General features: G+C 69.2%; 16 protein-coding genes. 8 read left to right on the top strand and 8 right to left on the bottom strand.

Translation table 11 applies throughout. The features are described 5' to 3' along the window. The first annotated feature begins 17 nt into the window (after window positions 1–17). The 3 genes from FCN22_RS07390 (at window position 18) to FCN22_RS07380 (ending at window position 2,268) form a co-directional block, all read left to right on the top strand. Complete coding sequence (locus tag FCN22_RS07390) at window positions 18–353, top strand: hypothetical protein (protein WP_137120913.1); 336 nt, start codon at window positions 18–20, stop codon at window positions 351–353. Beyond that, entirely contained in the window at window positions 353–736 is a 384-nt protein-coding gene (locus FCN22_RS07385; RefSeq protein WP_137120912.1) for a DUF6093 family protein, read from the top strand. Before FCN22_RS07390 ends, FCN22_RS07385 begins: the two co-directional genes overlap by 1 nt. Before the next feature lie 530 nt (window positions 737–1,266). After that, the gene (locus FCN22_RS07380) at window positions 1,267–2,268 is read left to right on the top strand and encodes a hypothetical protein (RefSeq protein ID WP_137120911.1); all 1,002 of its coding nucleotides are present in this window, start codon (window positions 1,267–1,269) and stop codon (window positions 2,266–2,268) included. A 28-nt stretch (window positions 2,269–2,296) separates the two neighbouring features. Here FCN22_RS07380 and FCN22_RS07375 read toward each other — a convergent pair whose 3' ends face one another. Then, complete coding sequence (locus FCN22_RS07375; protein WP_137120910.1) at window positions 2,297–3,937, bottom strand: peptidoglycan-binding domain-containing protein; 1,641 nt, start codon at window positions 3,935–3,937, stop codon at window positions 2,297–2,299. A 378-nt stretch (window positions 3,938–4,315) separates the two neighbouring features. After that, a complete protein-coding gene (locus FCN22_RS07370) occupies window positions 4,316–4,993 on the bottom strand; it encodes a PhzF family phenazine biosynthesis protein (protein ID WP_137120909.1) in 678 nt (225 codons plus the stop codon). A 112-nt stretch (window positions 4,994–5,105) separates the two neighbouring features. Between FCN22_RS07370 and FCN22_RS07365 the strand changes: the two genes are divergently transcribed. The 4 genes from FCN22_RS07365 to FCN22_RS07350 are packed head-to-tail and all read left to right on the top strand — an operon-like array spanning window position 5,106 to window position 8,550. Beyond that, entirely contained in the window at window positions 5,106–6,203 is a 1,098-nt protein-coding gene (locus FCN22_RS07365) for a substrate-binding domain-containing protein (RefSeq protein ID WP_202911459.1), read from the top strand. Window positions 6,204–6,237: 34 nt separating this feature from the next. Continuing rightward, window positions 6,238–7,266 (top strand): ABC transporter permease, encoded by a 1,029-nt coding sequence (locus FCN22_RS07360; RefSeq protein ID WP_137120908.1) that lies wholly within the window; start codon window positions 6,238–6,240, stop codon window positions 7,264–7,266. Then, on the top strand, window positions 7,263–8,117 hold the full coding sequence (locus FCN22_RS07355) for an ATP-binding cassette domain-containing protein (protein ID WP_137120907.1): 855 nt from the start codon (window positions 7,263–7,265) through the stop codon (window positions 8,115–8,117). The genes FCN22_RS07360 and FCN22_RS07355 overlap by 4 nt, the downstream gene beginning before the upstream one ends. A gap of 22 nt (window positions 8,118–8,139) precedes the next feature. Beyond that, window positions 8,140–8,550, top strand: coding sequence for a universal stress protein (locus FCN22_RS07350; protein ID WP_137120906.1), 411 nt, complete (start codon window positions 8,140–8,142; stop codon window positions 8,548–8,550). 14 nt (window positions 8,551–8,564) lie between these two features. Here FCN22_RS07350 and FCN22_RS07345 read toward each other — a convergent pair whose 3' ends face one another. The 6 genes from FCN22_RS07345 to FCN22_RS07320 form a co-directional block, all read right to left on the bottom strand. Next, window positions 8,565–9,215, bottom strand: a complete 651-nt coding sequence (locus FCN22_RS07345; protein ID WP_137120905.1) for a UdgX family uracil-DNA binding protein — start codon at window positions 9,213–9,215, stop codon at window positions 8,565–8,567. 68 nt (window positions 9,216–9,283) lie between these two features. Continuing rightward, complete coding sequence (locus tag FCN22_RS07340; protein ID WP_238384582.1) at window positions 9,284–9,835, bottom strand: NUDIX hydrolase; 552 nt, start codon at window positions 9,833–9,835, stop codon at window positions 9,284–9,286. Between the two features lie 122 nt (window positions 9,836–9,957). Further along, window positions 9,958–11,919 carry an acetate--CoA ligase gene (gene acs / locus FCN22_RS07335; protein WP_137120903.1) on the bottom strand — a complete coding sequence of 654 codons (1,962 nt, stop codon included), beginning with the start codon at window positions 11,917–11,919 and terminating at the stop codon, window positions 9,958–9,960. A 56-nt stretch (window positions 11,920–11,975) separates the two neighbouring features. Next, complete coding sequence (locus FCN22_RS07330) at window positions 11,976–12,638, bottom strand: acetate uptake transporter (RefSeq protein ID WP_137120902.1); 663 nt, start codon at window positions 12,636–12,638, stop codon at window positions 11,976–11,978. A 116-nt stretch (window positions 12,639–12,754) separates the two neighbouring features. Further along, window positions 12,755–14,677, bottom strand: coding sequence for an ABC transporter ATP-binding protein (locus FCN22_RS07325; RefSeq protein ID WP_338016637.1), 1,923 nt, complete (start codon window positions 14,675–14,677; stop codon window positions 12,755–12,757). Beyond that, entirely contained in the window at window positions 14,674–16,554 is a 1,881-nt protein-coding gene (locus FCN22_RS07320; protein WP_137120901.1) for an ABC transporter transmembrane domain-containing protein, read from the bottom strand. Before FCN22_RS07320 ends, FCN22_RS07325 begins: the two co-directional genes overlap by 4 nt. A gap of 151 nt (window positions 16,555–16,705) precedes the next feature. On the opposite strand from FCN22_RS07320, the gene FCN22_RS07315 reads away from it, so the two are divergent. Then, window positions 16,706–17,515, top strand: coding sequence for an amino acid ABC transporter ATP-binding protein (locus FCN22_RS07315; protein ID WP_137120900.1), 810 nt, complete (start codon window positions 16,706–16,708; stop codon window positions 17,513–17,515). The last annotated feature ends 38 nt before the right edge of the window (window positions 17,516–17,553 follow it).

Raw genomic sequence — 17,553 nt, 5'->3', positions numbered from 1 at the left:
ACCGCAGGAGGACTCGCATGGCCCAGACATACGACCCGCTCCCCTCAGGTCAGGACGTGGCCGCCTTCCTCGGTCAGCCCGAAGACACCACCGTCGTGGCCCTGGCCGGCGAGCACGTCCCCATCGTGACCGCCCTGGCCCGCAGCTACACCCGCGGGAACGGCTTCAACGGCACCACCGCCACCGAGGACCTGTGCGCCGTCATCACCACCGCCACAGCCCGCCTCGTGCCCAACCCGAGCGGCACCGTGGCCGAGGCGATCGGCACCTACTCCGTGCGCCCCGGCGTCTTCAACGGCTGGACACTGGCCGAGACGTTCGTGCTCAACCGCTACCGCAAGCGGGCGCTCTGATGCGCCCCAACCTGGCGCTGCTGCGCTCACGACTCGCCACCCGGCTCACCGAGACCGGCAAGGTCCTGGAGCAGACCGGCACGGAGACCTCCGACGTGCCCCCGTTCGACGAGGTGCCCGTCTACGCGACCCACTACGAGGGACCCATCCTCGTCCGGCCGCAGGACCAGAGCAGGGTCGTGGAGGCCGGTGGCGCGTCATACACCGTCAGCCGGTATGACGTGACGATGCCGGCCGACACCAACGTCGTGAACGGCTGGACCATCGAGGTCACCGTCGCACCGTTCGACCCCGCCCTCGTGGGCCAGAAGTTCACCGTGCTCGACGTGCCCCTCGACGCCTGGCAGGTCGCCCGGACCGTCGTGGCCGCTCGAGTCACCTAGACCGGCGTCAACGCCACCCCACGAGGCCCCAGTGCACCTCGAGGGACCGATGGCAGCGAGGGCCTACCTTTCGCCCCCAGACCTGCCAGCGCCGAGCGCAGCACCCCCGATCCTCAGCCATGAGTCGGGGGTGCTGCCGTACCACGTCCAGTACACAGCGAGTACACAACGCCCCCACCAACCCACATGCACCCACACTAGGAAATCCCCTGTGATTGCACAGAATCCACAAATCTCCGTCAAGCGTCATCAAGCGTGACGTAGACCTCATAATCCGCCGGTCGTCGGTTCAAGCCCGACCTGCCCCACGCAGGACTCGCCTGTCCGTTCGTTCGCGCTTCCTCGGCAGCGGCTGTCGGGCCGCGCTGGCAAACATGGTCGGTTCAGGCAGAGACCTCCCCTTTGGGCCACTTTCGCCAGCGCGGCTCGACGCAGGCACGGGTTCGTGTCGGTTTCGGATCTGACGCGTCGATGTTGCACTCTGGAGGCAGGGGCGCCCAGCCCGTCGACGATCGAGGGAGTAGCCACCGATGTTTCGTTCGCGAGTGTCCGGGCTGCTGATGTCGCTGGCGCTGCTCGCCGGCGTCGTGGCGCTGACGGCGTGGGTGGGCAGCACGACGGTGTTGAACCCCGACCGGGTCACCCACGTGGCCGGCACCATCCTGCAGTCGCCGCAGGGACGCGACGCCCTCACCCGCGAGCTCACCGATCGGCTGGCCGCCGCTGCACCGGAGAGCCAGCGCGCCACCGTCGAGTCCGCGTCGCGCCGGGTGGTCACGGACCCCCGCACCTCGGGAGCGCTCGAGCGACTCGCCGCGGCCAACACGCCGAGCCAGCGGGACGCCGCAGCCGGTGCCCTCCTCGACGGGATCGACCAGGTGAATCCGCAGGCTGCCGACCGGGCTCGGAGCCAGCTCGAGAACGCCGGAGGTGTCGACCAGCTCGCCCGAGCACGCGCTGGCGGGGCCACGCCGGGGTCAGAGCACAACGACGCGGTCCTCGGGCCCTTCGCGGCCTTCGTCCCGTCCTCGGTGAACGCCAAGCTGGACGGAGCGCGCTCCGCGGCGCTGCTCACGCAGCGGGTGGCAGCCGCCGCGGCGATCCTGCTCGCCGCCTGCGCACTGCTGCTCGGGCCGCGGCGTGACCGGCTCCTGCGGCGTGTGGGCCGCTGGGGCATCGCGGTCGGGGGCGTCGCGGTCCTGGCGTGGATCGTCATACCGGCCTGGGTGCTGCCGCAGTGGGACTCGCTGTGGTCACAGGTGGCGGCAGAGACGTTGAGGGCCAGCGGGGGCCCACTCATCCTCATGTTCGGGTTGATCTTCGCCGGCGGACTCGCCACCCTGGTCCTCGGCTTCGCCGCCGGGCAGCTTCGTCCCACCGACCACGGCTACGCGGGAGCGCCATCGGACTACCTCTCACGGCCACGGTCCCGCGCGCGTCTCGGCTACCGCGGCGAGTTCCCCGAGGACCAGCACCGGGACGGGCGGCAGGGCTCCGACACGTGGAGCGGGCACGAGGACTACCGCCGGTAGCGACGCCGCAGCGAGCGGTCAACGGCAGTCAGCGCGACAGCGCCTTCCACGTGCTTGCGCGCACGACACCAGTCGCCGTCAGGTGCCTAGCCCTCTGCAAGCGGACCACACCGCCCCGCGTCTTGACCCCGAACACCCCGTCGACACGACCGACCTTGAGACCACGACGGTTGAGCTCGGACTGCAGCGCCCTGACGGCTGTTCCCCGCGAGCCGGTCCTGAGGACCGTGGTCCGATACCGCTGGTACAGGGTCTTCGGCGCGGTTTTGGACGCCGGCCTGGCCTGCGTGTAGCTCAGCCCCGACAGCGCACGCCAGTCGTTGCGGGTCACGTCGGTGTCGAGCGGCAGCTTCTTCTGGACCTGGAAGGCCCGCAGCGCCGCCGACGTGCGACCTCCCCAGACACCGTCGGCTGGGCCGGCGTCGTGTCCGGCCTCCGTCAGGAGGACCTGGACCGCCTTGACCGCGATGCCTCGGGCTCCGGCCTGGAGTGTCGTGCCGCCGTAGCGACGGTACAGAGTGGCCGGGTCCACCGTGGCGGTTTCCTCGAAGGTGAAGTAGTCGCTGGGCAGGCCGGTCACCGCGCCGAGCGACCTGCCCGTGGTGTCGGTCGCCCGGTATCGGCCGTCGCTGGTGAACCCTTCCACCCGGATCGACGTCGGTCGGCCGCCCCAGTCGCCACGGCCGTCCCGCGACAGGACCTGGATCCGCGCGACGCGATTGATGCCGTAGGCCTTCTCCAGGGAGGTGGCCCGGACCGTTCGCGTCCACGACGACCACGGATTGTCGATCCGGTCGTAGGGATCGGGGTGAGCGGTCAGGTAGCCGTGTCCAGCTCCGCCTGCGACGGCCTGCCCGCCGTTGGACGCCGAGAACATCGTGGTCGCGAGTTGCGGGGCACGCCCGGCGGCAAAGGCATACGTCAGTACCTGCCCAGCGGTGTCTGTGACCGCCGCATCCGTGGCCGGCTGCTCGGCGGCGTTGATGGACCCGCGGGAGTTCACGACACCGACGCCCTTGTACACCTGGCAGGCGGTCGAGTCGCAGATGTCGTAGGAACCTCCTGCCCGGATGAACCGCTTCGCGTAGGTGCGCGCGGCCACCGCCTGGGCACGCAACGCCTCGAGGTGGAAGTAGGCCGGTGACTCCGCCGGCACGACCGAGCGCAGGTAGCTCTCGAGGTTGACCCGGTTCACGGTGACGACCTTCCCCGAGCTGACCTGCTGCGCGGTGATCGAGCCACGGTAGGCGCGGGTGACCCCGCCGGGGAGCACCAATCGCACCAGGTGACCGGTCGCGGTGAACATGACCGGACACGGGGTGTTCTGCTCACCCTGGCGAAGGGGGAACTTGCTCCAGTTTCCTGCGGTCCGGGCCTCGAGGACGCAGCCACCGACGACCACACGCACACGCCACCGGTCCGGGGTGGTGGGGAGGCGCCGGACGACACCGTCGCTGCTGGCCGTGAGGCCTGGCGCCGCAGCCACCTCGACGATGCCATCGGTGTCGCTGGTGATCCCGACCCGGATCGTCGGTGAGGACAGCGAGGTCAGCAGGGTCCCCGGGTAGTAGAACGCGAGGATCTGCCGGTAGGACAGTCCGGAGCGCGCGGCGCCGTTCGCGCCGTACTGCGACATCCCGACGCCGTGGCCGAAGCCGTGTCCGGCCACGGCGAAGGTTCCGTCCGAGGAACGACCCGTGATCTGGGCTCCCGGTTGTGGGGCGGGCAGTTGTCCATTCGCGTGGGCAGCGACGCTTCCCGGCCCAGCCGCCAGGGTCGTTGCGAGCAGACTTGCGAGACCGAGCCGCGACAGGCGACGCGAGCGGGTGGTGGGCACGAAGGGCCTTTCGGAAAGGGCGAGCCGGAACTGCCGGGGCGGTGCCGACCATCGTTTGGCGAGGCAGGTGGTGGGACGGCCGACGAACTGGCGGATGCTGCACATCGATCGTCGTCGGTGCCCACAGACCCATCGGCCGGCTCGGCGGCGCTCTTGAGGCACCGGTGTGCAGGAGCACTGGGGCGACTCCTCGCTCAGCGCGGCGCCACCTCACCTCTCGATGGTTCGGTGCCCCTCGAGCAGAACGCGCCCACCCACCGTTGCCCAACCGTCGGCCTGCGACGTCGTGGCGATCCGCGAACCGCGTCCTTGGGTGATGTCGAGGGCACGTCCCTGTCGTGCGGTCAATGCGATCGCGGCCGCCCCGGTCGCCTCGTCCTCGACGATCCCCATGGCGGGAGCGAACATCCGTGAACGGAGGGCTCCCCGTTCCCGGTCGGTCCACGCCCACAGGTAGTGCTGACCGGTGGTGTACTCGGACGGGTCCGCAGCCTCCACCTCGACCTCCGACCCCATCTCGTGCCAGATGAACGCCGGCGTCCACTCCGGTCTGGCCCGCACGCGGGTGACTGCGCCGTCACGTTCGACCAGCACCTCCCCCGCGGGAACCTCGAGCCGGCCCACGTCGTGCCCTTCCTGCGCGAGCCACCAAGCGACGCCTACGGTCGGGTGGCCGGCGAAGGGCAGCTCGACCGCCGGCGTGAAGATCTGCACCCGGCCACGCTCGACATCGTCGACGAAGACGGTTTCACTGAACCCGAGTGCGGCGGCCACCGCCTGGCGGTCAGCGGCATTGACCAGGAGCCCGTCCACGATCGCCAGCGCGTTGCCGTGCCGGCCCCGGTCGTCGACGAAGACCCGCACCACGTCATGGTGGACCACAGCCATTCGCCGACGCTATCCGCCCACGCCTTGGGACGCATCCCTTGACGGCGGCCCTGCACAGGACTACAAAGCACTCGGGAGTCGTAGGTCCCAGTCCAACCCATTGGGGGCGCGCGTGCGCACAGCCCAGCACCACGGACCAACGTGGTGGAAGCGCGCCATCCTCCTGTCGCTCTCGACGACGGTGATGTGTGCGCTGGCGGCCTGCGCCGCTTCAGACCCCAACCAGGTCGGTCTGTCCCTGATCCTCAAGACCCAGACCAACCCCTACTTCGTGTCGATGAAGCAGTCGGCCGACGAGCAGGCCCACGAGGCGAAGGTCCACCTCTCCGTCGCCGCAGGTACGGCCGACGGTGACACACAGACACAAATCAACGCCATCGATACCGCAATTGCGCGTGGTGACAAGGGAATCCTGATCACGAGCAACGGCGACGCGGTCAATGCAGCTCTGCGGCAGGCCAAGGACAACGGCCTGTTCGTCATCGCTCTGGACACCCCGCTCAACCCCGTGAACACCGCCGACATCACCTTCGCCACCGACAACGAGGAGGCCGGACGACTCATCGGCCGGTACACGGGGGCCCGGCTCAAGGGCGGCAAGGCCGTCGTCGCGATGCTCGACCTCTACGACGACCAGGTGGTGTCGGTGGATATCGAGCGCGACCACGGGTTCCTGGAGGGAATGGGCATCGACCCGGGGAGCAAGGGACTGAACGCCAAGGAAGCGAAACAGGGCCACTACACCGCCGGTAAGGGCGGACAGTATGTGATCGCCTGCCACCAGGCCACCCAGGGGGCGGTGGACGGCGGCCGCACCGCGATGGAGCAGTGTCTTTCCAAGAACCCGAACATCAACGTGGTCTACACGATCAACGAGCCAGCAGGGCGGGGAGCTTACGCCGCGATGCGAGCCGCCAAGAAGACCGGCCAGGCGTTCATCGTCACCATCGACGGGTCCTGCGAGGGCATGGGCAACGTCAAGAGCGGGATGTTCGCCGCCGACGCGACCCAGTACCCCGGAAAGATGGCTGGTCTCGGCGTGAGCTCGATCGCCAAGCTGGCCAGGGGCGGCGCGCCACCCAAGGCCAGTTCGGGCAAGAACTTCCTGGACACCGGCACCAACCTCGTGACGGGCCATCCCGTCCCGGGAATCAAGAGCCAGACCCCCACCCAGGGGCTCAAGGCGTGCTGGGGACAGGCAGGCGACTGATGCTCTCCCCGCACCCCTCCGAGAGGAGAAGGCCGTGACCCAAACCGCCAGTGACGCGCCGGCGTCGGCCGAGGATCTGCTGAGTCGCAAGCATGGCCCGGCCGAGCGGATCCAACACGTCCTGCACCGAAACCCGGCTCTCAGCCCACTGATCGTGTTGATCCTCGCGATCATCGTCTTCGGGATCATCTCGCAGGGTTTCCTGCGACCCCAGGCGCTGTCGCTACTCGTCCAACAGATGGCCGTTGTCGGCGCCCTCGCCGTCGGTCAGACGGTGATCATCCTGACGGCCGGTATCGACCTGTCGATCGGCATGGCGATGGTGCTGGCGTCGCTGGTCATGGTCAAGCTCAACCACGACCACGGCGTGCCGGGCGTGATCGCCCTGCTCATCGGCGTGGTCGTGGCGGTGGCCACCGGGGCGTTCAACGGCTTCCTGGTGACCCGCATCCACCTGCCCCCCTTCATCGTCACCCTCGGCACCTTCTCGATCTTCACGGCGATCTCCCTGCTCTACGCGCAAGGGCAGACGGTGGCGCTCGACCCCGGCGCGTTCCTGCTGTGGACGGGACGCACCATCTCGGTCGGCAGCGTCAGCATCACCTGGGGCGTGATCCTGATGCTCATCCTGTATGCCGTGGTCGCCTTCGCACTGCGCAACACCGCCTGGGGCCGTCACCTCTACGCCACGGGCGATGACCGAGACGCCGCGGAGCTCGCCGGCATCCAGACGAGTCGGGTGCTGCTGAGTGCGTATGTCGTGGCAGGACTGGCCGTGGCCGCCGCGGCCTGGATCGTGTGCGGTCGCGTCGGCGGTGCCGACCCCAACGCCGGCCTCAACTACAACCTTCTCAGCATCACAGCCGTGGTGATCGGTGGCACGAGCCTGTTCGGCGGACGCGGGCTCGTGGTCGGCACGCTCATCGGCGCCCTGATCGTGCAGGTCTTCAACAGCGGACTCGCCCTGGCGGGCGTGGATCCGAACTACCAGGTCCTGGCCACCGGCATCCTCGTCATCCTCGCGGTGTCCGTCGACCAGTGGATCAGGAGGGTCAAAGCATGAGCACGCCCACATCCGGCACGACTGCGGCAGAGCGGCCGGCGAGACGCCCGACGTCCGAGCATGGCACCGACGAGAAACCGGTGCTCGAGGCCAAGGGGCTGGTCAAGCTCTTCGGGCGCGTCGTGGGTCTACGCGGCGTCGACCTGCGCCTCTTCCCCGGGGAGGTCCTCGCCGTCATCGGCGACAACGGAGCAGGCAAGTCGACGCTGATCAAGTGCCTCTCCGGTGCCATGGCTCCCGACCAGGGAAGCATCGCCATCGACGGGAAGCCGGTGAAGCTCAGGTCGACCCAGGAGGCGCGGGAGGCAGGAATCGAGACGGTCTATCAGACCCTTGCGGTCGCGCCCGCCCTCGACATCGCCAGCAACCTTTACCTCGCCCGGGAGATCCGACGCAAGGGATTCGCAGGGTCAGTGCTGCGGATGCTGGACACCAAGGCGATGAGGGAGCACGCCAGCCGTCACATCAAAGAGCTGGGCATCAGCACCCTCCAGAACATCAACCAGTCGGTGGAGACCCTCTCGGGAGGGCAGCGCCAGGTCGTCGCTGTGGCCCGCACGGGTGCCTTCGGCAGCAAGATCGCGATCCTCGACGAGCCGACCGCGGCGCTCGGCGTGCGCGAGACCGCGCAGGTGCTCAGGCTGGTACGTGACCTGCGCGATCGGGGCCTGGGTGTGATCCTCATCAGCCACAACATGCCCAACGTCTTCGAGACAGCCGACCGCGTCCACATCCAGCGGCTCGGTGGTTGTGCCGGGGTGATCAGTCCACAGACCCACTCGATGCAGGACGCGGTGGCCATCATGACCGGCGCGATGACCGTGCCCGAGTCCGAGCAGAGCCTGCGATGACGTCGAGACCGGCGGTGCGGCGGTGACGGCGACCATCGTCGTCGGTTACCTGCCCACGCCCGAGGGGTCGGCTGCCGTGGACCACGCCATGGCCCGCGCCCGGGAGACGGGAGCACGGCTCATCGTGATCAACACCGGGCGCAACGGCGACTACTCGCACCCCAACTTCGCGACCGCTGAGGACCTCGACGCCCTCGAGCAGGAGTTGACGGACGCGGGTATCGACCACGACATCCAGCAGCCAACCAACGGCCAGCCAGCGGCCCTCGAGATCCTCGGTGCCGCAGTTGAATTCGGTGCCGAGCTCATAGTCATCGGAATTCGTCGACGAAGCCCGGTCGGCAAACTCATCGCCGGGAGCACCGCCCAGCACGTCCTGCTCGACGCGCCCTGCCCTGTCCTCACGGTCAAGGCCGCATCCACGCTTGGCTGACTCCCCTGACGCTCTCAAAGGACCGATCCGGCGACGCGCAGGTCGGCGACGAAGGCGTCATACGCCTGATTCCGCTTCTCGCGAGCGCGCAGCACCGACGACGGATGCACTGTCGGCAGGAAGACCCGCCCGCCGTCCGCCGCCTCTCGGTGCAGCAGCTGGCCCCTCTGCTTGGTGACCTTGACGCCGGGTCCGAGGATCGAACGGGCCGCCGTGGCCCCCAGGACGACGACAAGGTCGGGGTCCACCGTCTCCACCTCCGCCTCCAGCCAGGGCCGACAGGCCACCAGTTGAGCGAGGTTCGGCTTCTCGTGGATACGCCGTTTGCCGCGCGGGGTGAACCGGAAGTGCTTCACGGCGTTGGTCAGGTAGACGTCCTCCAGGGCGAGGCCGGCGTCCTCGATCGCCCGCCGCAGCAGCTTTCCCGCAGGCCCGACGAACGGCTCCCCCTCCTTGTCCTCGACGTCACCGGGCTGCTCACCCACCATGACCACGCGCGCGTCACTGCTACCTGAGGAGAACACCACCTGGGTCGCCGGTTCCCACAGCTCGCAACCGCGGCAGTCCTGCGCGGCGTCTCTCAGGGACTCAATGCGCCGCACGGTCGGCAGCCACTCCTGGGCTCCCGGCCGGTCGGGTTCCACGCCTTCGTCAGTGCGGGCCATGAGCCCAGCATGGCACCGCGGCTGCCCGAACCCTCACCGATCCGGTCCTGGGTTCCACGCACGCGCGCTCAGAATCCGAGGCCCGCGTAGTCCCTCGCGCCACTGGCTGCCAGGTGGCCCAGCAGCTGGCGGGTGTCGGGCACGAACGGCCACGTCGGGTCCGCCAGCAACCCGGCGAGCTCGGCCAGGGTCATCCAGCGCCCCCAGACCACCTCGTGATCGGCGTGGCGGACCGGCCCGTCCCAGACCACTTCGTAGACGCTCTCCAGGCAGCGTGTCTGGTCGTCCTCGTAGAGGTTGTGACCCAGTGGCAGCAACGCGAACCCACCTGTGATCCCGAGCTCCTCGACCAGCTCACGGCGGGCCGACGGCTCCGGCTCCTCCCCCACCCGCAACACTCCTCCGGCGCAACAGTCGTGGTGGCTCGGCGCCCAGTCCTTGTCGTCCGCTCGGCGATGGACGTAGATGCGGCCCTCGCTGTCCCGCACCAGCACTGCCGTCGACGCGTGCAGGAGGTTGTCGCGGCGCACCACCGAGCGGGGCGCCGACCCGACGACCGTGCCGTCGCGGTCCACCAACGCCACTTCCTCGGAAGGTGACAGGTCCGGGTTCGCGGTCACGCTGCGAGTGTGGCACCACGGCGAACGGCGCCGAAAGGCAGGCACGAAAGACTGGGGACACGACATACGAGCTCGTATGCCGTGTCCCCGGCCGTTGCTTCGCCGAGCCGGTCGCCGGCCGGTCAGCCCTCGTCGGTCGACTGCTTGGACAGGTTCTCCTGGATGAGGTCCATCACCGAGGAGTCGGCCAGCGTGGTGCTGTCGCCGGGTTCGCGGTTCTCGGCCACGTCCTTGAGCAGGCGGCGCATGATCTTGCCTGAGCGCGTCTTGGGCAGGTCGGGCACCACCATGATCGAACGTGGTTTGGCGATGGCGCCGATCTCCTTGGCCACGTGGTTGCGCAACTCGGCGACCAGGTCGTCGCCACCCCCCTTGGCGCTCTCACGCAGGATGACGAACGCCTCGATCGACTGACCGGTGGTGGCGTCCGCGGCTCCGACGACAGCGGCCTCGGCGACCATCGGGTGCGACACCAGCGCCGACTCGATCTCGGTGGTCGACATGCGGTGGCCGGACACGTTCATGACGTCGTCGACCCGACCGAGCAGCCAGAAGTCGCCGTCCTCGTCGAGCTTGGCCCCGTCGCCGCTGAAGTAGACCCCCGGGAACCGCGCCCAGTAGGTCTCCTTGAACCGGTCGTCGTCACCCCACAGGGTGCGCAGCATGGCGGGCCACGGCTCGGTGACCACCAGGTAACCGGCGCCACCCGGCTCGACGGGCTTGCCCGACTCGTCGTAGACGGCGGCGGTCACTCCGGGCAAGGGGGTCATCGCCGAGCCCGGCTTGCCGGAGGTCACGCCCGGCAACGGACTGATCAGGATCATGCCGTTCTCGGTCTGCCACCAGGTGTCCACGACGGGGCACCGGTTGCCGCCGATGACCTCGCGGTACCACATGTAGGCCTCGGGGTTGATCGGCTCGCCGACCGACCCGATCAGGCGCAGCGACGACAGGTCGAACTTCTCCGGGATCTCGCGGCCCCACTTCATGAAGGTGCGGATCGCGGTCGGCGCGCAGTAGAGGATGTTGACCTTGTACTTCGCGACGATCTCCCACCAGCGGCCCTGGTGCGGTGTGTCCGGGGTGCCCTCGTAGAACACGGAGGTCGTCGCGTTGGCGAGCGGGCCGTAGACGATGTAGGAGTGGCCGGTCACCCAGCCGATGTCTGCGGCGGTCCAGAAGACGTCCGTGTCCGGCTTGAGGTCGAAGACCGCCCAGTGGGTGTAGGAGACGCCCACCATGTAACCACCGGTCGTGTGCAGGACACCCTTGGGCTTACCCGTCGTGCCGCTGGAGTACATGATGTACAGCGGGTGTTCGGCGTCGAAGAACTCGCAGGTGTGCTCCGTGCTCTGGTGGTCGACCACGTCGCTCCACCACACGTCCAGGTCGTCGTTCCAGGCGACGTCCTGGCCGGTGCGCTTGACCACGACCACCTTGCGCACCGTCGGGCACTTGGCGACCGCCTCGTCCACCGTCGGCTTCAGCGCCGACGGCTTGCCGCGACGGTTGGCGCCGTCGGCGGTGATGACGACCTCCACGCCGCAGTCCTTGACCCGGTCCTCGATCGACTGGGCCGAGAACCCGGCGAAGATCACGGTGTGGGGGGCGCCGATCCGCGCACACGCCAGCATCGCGACGACGGTCTCGGGGATCATCGGCATGTAGATCGCGACGCGGTCACCGGTCTTGACGCCCAGCTCGGTCAGGCCGTTGGCGGCCTGGCACACCTCGGCCAGCAGCTCGGCATACGTGATGTCCCGCCGGTCGCCGTTCTCCGCCTCGAAGTGGTAGGCGACCCGGTCGCCCAGGCCGGCCTCGACGTGCCGGTCAAGACAGTTGTATGCCGCGTTGAGCTTGCCGCCGACGTACCACTTGGAGAACGGCGGGTTGCTCCAGTCGAGCACCTCGGTGAACGGCTCGGCCCACGTGATGCGCTCGGCCTGCTTGGCCCAGAAGGCCAGTCGGTCCTCCTTGGCCTCCGCGTAGGCGTCGGCCTTGAGGTTGGCGTGCTCTGCCAACTCGGCCGGGGGATCGAACCTTCTGGTCTCGTGCAACAGGTTCGACAGTTCCGGATTGCTCATTTTCTCTCCTCCTACGGACGGGCGTGGGGCAGAACACTCGCTTCCTGGGTCAAGTCCTACCCCACTCCACCAGTCAAGACGTCACCGGGCAAGGGGCAGCAGCCGAGGTTGAGTGGCCCGACGGGCAGCACCTGCCTCTTGAACGTGAAGGCGGTGACCACGGCCATCGAGGTGTACCAGGCGGCGATCGCGGTCAGGATCCCCGCGTAACCACCGGCCTTGCCCAGCCCGCCCGAACCGAGGAACTCACCGCAGGCGAGCAGGAAGTAGGTGATGGTCAACAGCACGAACACCGTCAGGACGGCCACGTTGACGCGCAGTGCCGCCACCGTCATGTAGAGCGTGAAGATGCCCCAGGCCAGCAGGTAGAGGCCGACACCCTTGGCCGCGTCCTTGCCGGCAGCGCTCATGTCGGTGTGGCCGGTCAACCACCAGAACGAGATCCAGAACGCGCCGTATGAGCTGAATGCGGTCGCGCCGAAGGTGTTGCCCTTGGCGAACTCCCACATCCCTGCGAGCAGCTGCGCGAGACCTCCGTAGGCGAGCGCCAGACCGAACACCGCAGGTTCGACGGTGGTCGGCACGATCCCGGCGTTCACGACGCTCAGGACGAAGGTCGTCAGGGCGAAGCCTCCGATGCCCAGAGCCGTGGGATCGGCGATGTGGGCGCCCGGCACGCGGGCCGGGAATGCTGGCTGGTGTTGCTCGGTCGTCGACATGACCACTCCTTTGTCGAGGCGGACCGCTGCGCCCGGCCGCCAAGATGCCGGCTGGCCGCGGCAGGTTTTCACACTTTCAACCACTACCCGCGGCTCCGCGTTCTCACTCGTCGAGGTCAGGAGGTCCAGGCTCGCCACAACGCCGCGTACTCGCCATCGGGGCGGTCGACCAGCTCGTCGTGGCTGCCGATCTCGGCGATCCGGCCGTCGATCATGACGGCGATCCGCTCGGCGTCGTGCGCGGTGTGCAACCTGTGCGCGATCGCCACCACGGTGCGGCCCTGGAGCAGTGCGTTCATCGAGCCCTCGAGGGATCGCGCCGTCCGCGGGTCGATCAGGGAGGTGGCCTCGTCGAGCACCAGCGTGTGCGGGTCGGCGATGATGAGCCGGGCCAGGGCGACCTGCTGGGCCTGGGCGGGGGTCAGCGACGTCTGGCCCGACCCGATGCGGGTGTCCAGACCTCGGGGCAGTCGCCGGACCCACTGGTCGGCGCCCACCGCGGCGAGGGCCGACCAGACCCGGTCGTCGCCGGAGTCCTCCCGGGCCAGCACGACGTTGTCGCGCACGCTGCCGATGAAGACGTGGTGCTCCTGGGTGACCAGGGCCACCTGGGTGCGCAGGGTCGGCAGCGGCAGATCCACCAGCTCCACACCACCGACCGTCACCGACCCCGTGCGGGGGCCGTTGATGCCGGACAGCAACCGGGCCAGGGTCGACTTCCCCGACCCCGACGGCCCGACCACGGCCAGCCGTTCACCGTCCACGAGCTCCAGGTCGACCCCGTGCAGCACGTCGTGATCCGGGCGGTAGGCAAACCGCAGGTCGGTGCCCAGCAGGTGCCGGCCCTCCGGCAGTGCGTCGCCGGGAGCGCGGTCGGCCGGCACCTCGGCGATCCCCAACAGCCGGGCGGTGGACGCGACCCCGACCTGCAGCCGGTCGAGCTCGCCGACCAGCCGGTCGAGCGGTCCGCTCAGGGACTCGACATAGAGCACCGCCGCCGTGATCTGGCCGAGCGAGAGCAGGCCCTGCGCATACCCCCAGGCGCCGACCGCGAGCGTGACCACCCGCGGGGAGTTGAACGCGACGTCGATGACGCCGAAGAGCAGGTTGCGCAGGCTCATCGTGTAGCGCTCCGCCTGGGAGGACACGGCGATGTCGTCGCTGCCCCGCTGGACCCGTCGCGGCGCGAGACCCAGCGCCTCGACGGTGCGGGCGCCCTCCACGGTCTCGGTCAGGGTCGTGTTGATCCGCGAGTAGGTCGAGCCCTCGTTGATGTAGCCCTTCGGTGCGGCTCGCAGGTAGCTGCGCACCGCGAACCAGCTCGTCGAGATGACCAGCAGGCAGGGCACGGCAAGCAGCAAGGAGTTGAGCAGCATCGCCACGACCGACAGGAGCACCGTGAGCAGCGAGATGATCGCCATCGGCAGCCCGAACTGCACCGAGCGGCTCATCGTGCCGACGTCGCGGGTCACTCGCGTGACCAGGTCGCCGGTGCTGGCCGACTCCACCCGGCCGAGGGGTAGTCGCAGGATCGTCTCCACGATGTATTCGCGGGCCGAGGCCAGCAGGTCCTGCCCGAACAGGGTCGAGGTGCGCTGTGCCAGGAAGGTCAGCAACGCCTGGGCCACGACGACCACGACCACCGCCAGGACGAGTCCGTGGACGCCGGACAGGTCCCGCGCGGTGGTGCGGTCCACCAGGGATCCGAGCAGCCGGGGCACGACCAGCGCGGCGGCGGCGGCCAAGGCGTTGAATGCCACGAGCGCGATCGTCTGTCCCTTGCGCTCGGTGATGAGGCGACGGAAGAAGCTCAACACGGCGTGGTCGTCGGCGACGGGCCACCCGTGCTCCGGGCGGCGCGAGTCGGCATACACCTGCTCCGCCGCCTGCCTGCGCAGGTGGTGGCGCATCCGCCAGGCGGCCAGGCGTTCCCGCACGGGAGCGCTCGCCGGTGGCTCGAGGCGTGGGTCGACGGCGGGCACGGCCTGTTGGGGCTCGCGCCAGGTGGCGGCGGAGGTGCGCAGCGGGTCGGCGATCACGACGGCACCTCCTCCTCGTCCATCGCACGGTTGACGACCGCCCCGTAGTCGGGGCAGGTGGCGAGCAGCTCCTCGTGGCTGCCCCGGGCCAGCACGCCGTGCTCGCTCATCAGCACGACCTCATCGGCGTGGTGCAGCCACAGTGGCGAGGCCGTGCACACCACGGTGGTGCGGCCCCGGCGCAACGCGGTGACGCGCTCGGCGACCCGCGCCTCGGTGTGCGCGTCCACCGCCGAGGTCGGCTCGACGAGCACCAGCAGCGGCGGGTCGAGGGCCAGCGCCCGCGCCAGGACGACGCGCTGGCGCTGGCCACCCGACAGGCCGCGACCGCGTTCGTCGAGCCGGCCCTGCCAGCCTCCGGGCAACGCGTCGTAGACGTCCTCGGCGTTCGCGGCCGCCAGCACCTGCTCAGCCTGCTGCTGGGTCAACCGCTGGTGCGGGTCGACGGCCTCCTGCAGGGTGCCGGCGAACAGGCTGCTGCCGGTGTCCGAGACGTGGATCGTCTCGCGGACGGTGCGCAGGTCGGCTTCGGACAGGTCGACGCCGCCCAGGGTCACGTTCCACGGCCCGGAGGCACGGGCGAGGTCCAACAGGGCGGCCTGCTCTCGTCGGGCGGCTCGCGCCCGACGCTCCTGTCGGGCAGCACGGCCCTTGAGCGACTCCTCCAACTCGTGGGCCACAGGGTCGGTCCCGGGCGGCAGGTAGCGGCCCAGCCGGTCGGCCAGCGCGGCCGAACGCTCCGGCACGGCGTCGACCACGATGGTCAGTCGGCGCGGGTGGGCCACGAACCCGGTCGCCTCGTCGACCAGCTCACACGACGGGTCCAGCGGGACGGGCACCGCCCGGCGGGTCCACGGCGGGCGCTGTTCGAAGATGGCGACGGCCTTGCGGGCGGAGACCAGGGCACGGGTGACCTTCTGCGCCGCCTCCAAGAACGTGCGGATCGGCCCCACCATGAACAGCGCGTAACCGAGGAAGCTGACGAGCTGGCCGATGCTGAGCCGGCCGGCGAACACCTCGTGCGCACCCGCCCACATCAGCAGCACGATGAAGACTCCCGAGAAGAGCACGCCGAGCCCCTCCACGACCGCCTGCCAGATGCCGGCCGAGACGCCGGCCTGCATGGCGCTGCGGGACTGTCGCGCATAGTTCTGGCCGAAGGTGCGCTCACCGCCGATCCCCCGCAGGATCCGCAACCCGGCGACGATGTCGGTCGCCATGGAGGTCAGCTCGGAGTTGCGCGAGCGCTCCAGGGCCTGCCTGCGGTGCAGCGGCATGAGCAGGGGTCCAGCGGCCCCGGCCAGCAGGGGCGCCGCGACCAGCACCATGATGCCGAGTTTCGTCGACGTGCTCAGCACGATCGCGGCGACACCCAGGAAGGCCAGCAGCTGCGCGCCCGCCCGGGTCAGGATCTCGGCCATCGCGCCGAACTCGTCGGAGTCGCTGGAGGCCACGGATAGCACCTCGCCGGTCGGCAGCCGCCGGGGTAGGACGTGTCCGAGCTGTGCGGTCTTGCGGGTGACCATCTCGGTGGTCCCGTAGAGCGCGATCAGCCAGCCCCGCACGACCAGGGTGTGGACGAGGATGCCGCAGACCGCGCCGACCAGCGTGACGACCAACAACACACCCGACCATCCGGCAATCTGCGCCGGCTCCCCCGTCAGCACACCGTCGTCGATGGCTCGACCGAAGATCCACGGCCCGAGCATCAGCGGGAGCTGCCAGAACACGCCGAGCAGGAGGCTGGCCGCGAGCACGTCGGGCTGCCGGCGCAGCATCCAGCGCAGGAATCGCGCCGGGCTGGCCGTGTCGGGGTTCTCGCTCGACGCCTCCCGGCCAGACCAGAAGGTGTCGATGCGGGGAGGGAAATCGCGCATGGCGACGCCGAGCGTACTGGGCGCCCCGACCCGCCGGCATCCCAATATCCCTCGCCGCCAAGATCACCGGTTGGCATCGATTTGGTTACCTCTGCCGCTACCGAGCGCGCGTGGGTTCCGTCTGCGTGCGGCCTCTGGTTAGGGTGCACGGATGACAGACGCCCTACCCGCCGCGCACGTCGATCCCGACGGCGCCGCCTCGACCTCCGGAAGGCCGCACACCGGCGAGCCGCTGGTCGTGCTGGATCACGTCAACAAGCACTTCGGCGAGCTGCACGTGCTCAAGGACATCGACCTGACCGTGCACCACGGTGAGGTGGTCGTCGTCGTCGGACCCTCCGGGTCGGGCAAGTCCACCCTGTGCCGCACCATCAACCGTCTGGAGACCTTCGAGAGCGGCTCGATCAGCATCGACGGCAAACCGCTGCCCGACGAGGGCAAGGACCTGGCCAGGCTACGTGCCGATGTCGGCATGGTGTTCCAGTCGTTCAACCTGTTCGCGCACAAGACGATCCTGGAGAACGTCACGCTCGGGCCGATCAAGGTGCGCGGCGTCAAGAAGGCAGAGGCCGAGCAGCGCGCCCGCGAGCTGCTCGAGCGGGTCGGCGTGCAGGCGCAGGCGGACAAGTACCCCGCCCAGCTGTCCGGAGGTCAGCAGCAGCGGGTGGCCATCGCCCGCTCCCTGGCCATGGACCCCAAGGTCATGTTGTTCGACGAGCCGACCTCGGCGCTCGACCCCGAGATGATCAACGAGGTCCTCGACGTCATGACCAAGCTGGCCAGGTCCGGCATGACCATGGTCGTGGTGACCCACGAGATGGGATTCGCCCGCAAGGCGGGTGACCGCGTCGTGTTCATGGCCGATGGCCAGATCGTCGAGGAGAACACCCCGGAGGAGTTCTTCCTGCACCCCCGGTCCGACCGAGCCAAGGACTTCCTCGGCAAGATCCTGACCCACTGACCCCCTCGCAACACCCCTCACCTGACCCCACCCATCTC

The organism is Segeticoccus rhizosphaerae (assembly GCF_005222685.1).
In the GTDB taxonomy this organism is placed as follows: Bacteria; Actinomycetota; Actinomycetes; order Actinomycetales; family Dermatophilaceae; genus Segeticoccus; species Segeticoccus rhizosphaerae.
This window is presented reverse-complemented; position numbering and strand designations above follow the sequence as displayed.

Coding starts and splice junctions, on each gene's coding strand:
- acs (WP_137120903.1), bottom strand. CDS start 11,919: ATGAGCAATCCGGAACTGTCGAACCTGTTGCACGAGACCAGAAGGTTC.
- FCN22_RS07345 (WP_137120905.1), bottom strand. CDS start 9,215: ATGGCCCGCACTGACGAAGGCGTGGAACCCGACCGGCCGGGAGCCCAG.
- FCN22_RS07355 (WP_137120907.1), top strand. CDS start 7,263: ATGAGCACGCCCACATCCGGCACGACTGCGGCAGAGCGGCCGGCGAGA.
- FCN22_RS07370 (WP_137120909.1), bottom strand. CDS start 4,993: ATGGCTGTGGTCCACCATGACGTGGTGCGGGTCTTCGTCGACGACCGG.
- FCN22_RS07315 (WP_137120900.1), top strand. CDS start 16,706: ATGACAGACGCCCTACCCGCCGCGCACGTCGATCCCGACGGCGCCGCC.
- FCN22_RS07390 (WP_137120913.1), top strand. CDS start 18: ATGGCCCAGACATACGACCCGCTCCCCTCAGGTCAGGACGTGGCCGCC.
- FCN22_RS07330 (WP_137120902.1), bottom strand. CDS start 12,638: ATGTCGACGACCGAGCAACACCAGCCAGCATTCCCGGCCCGCGTGCCG.
- FCN22_RS07320 (WP_137120901.1), bottom strand. CDS start 16,554: ATGCGCGATTTCCCTCCCCGCATCGACACCTTCTGGTCTGGCCGGGAG.
- FCN22_RS07385 (WP_137120912.1), top strand. CDS start 353: ATGCGCCCCAACCTGGCGCTGCTGCGCTCACGACTCGCCACCCGGCTC.
- FCN22_RS07380 (WP_137120911.1), top strand. CDS start 1,267: ATGTTTCGTTCGCGAGTGTCCGGGCTGCTGATGTCGCTGGCGCTGCTC.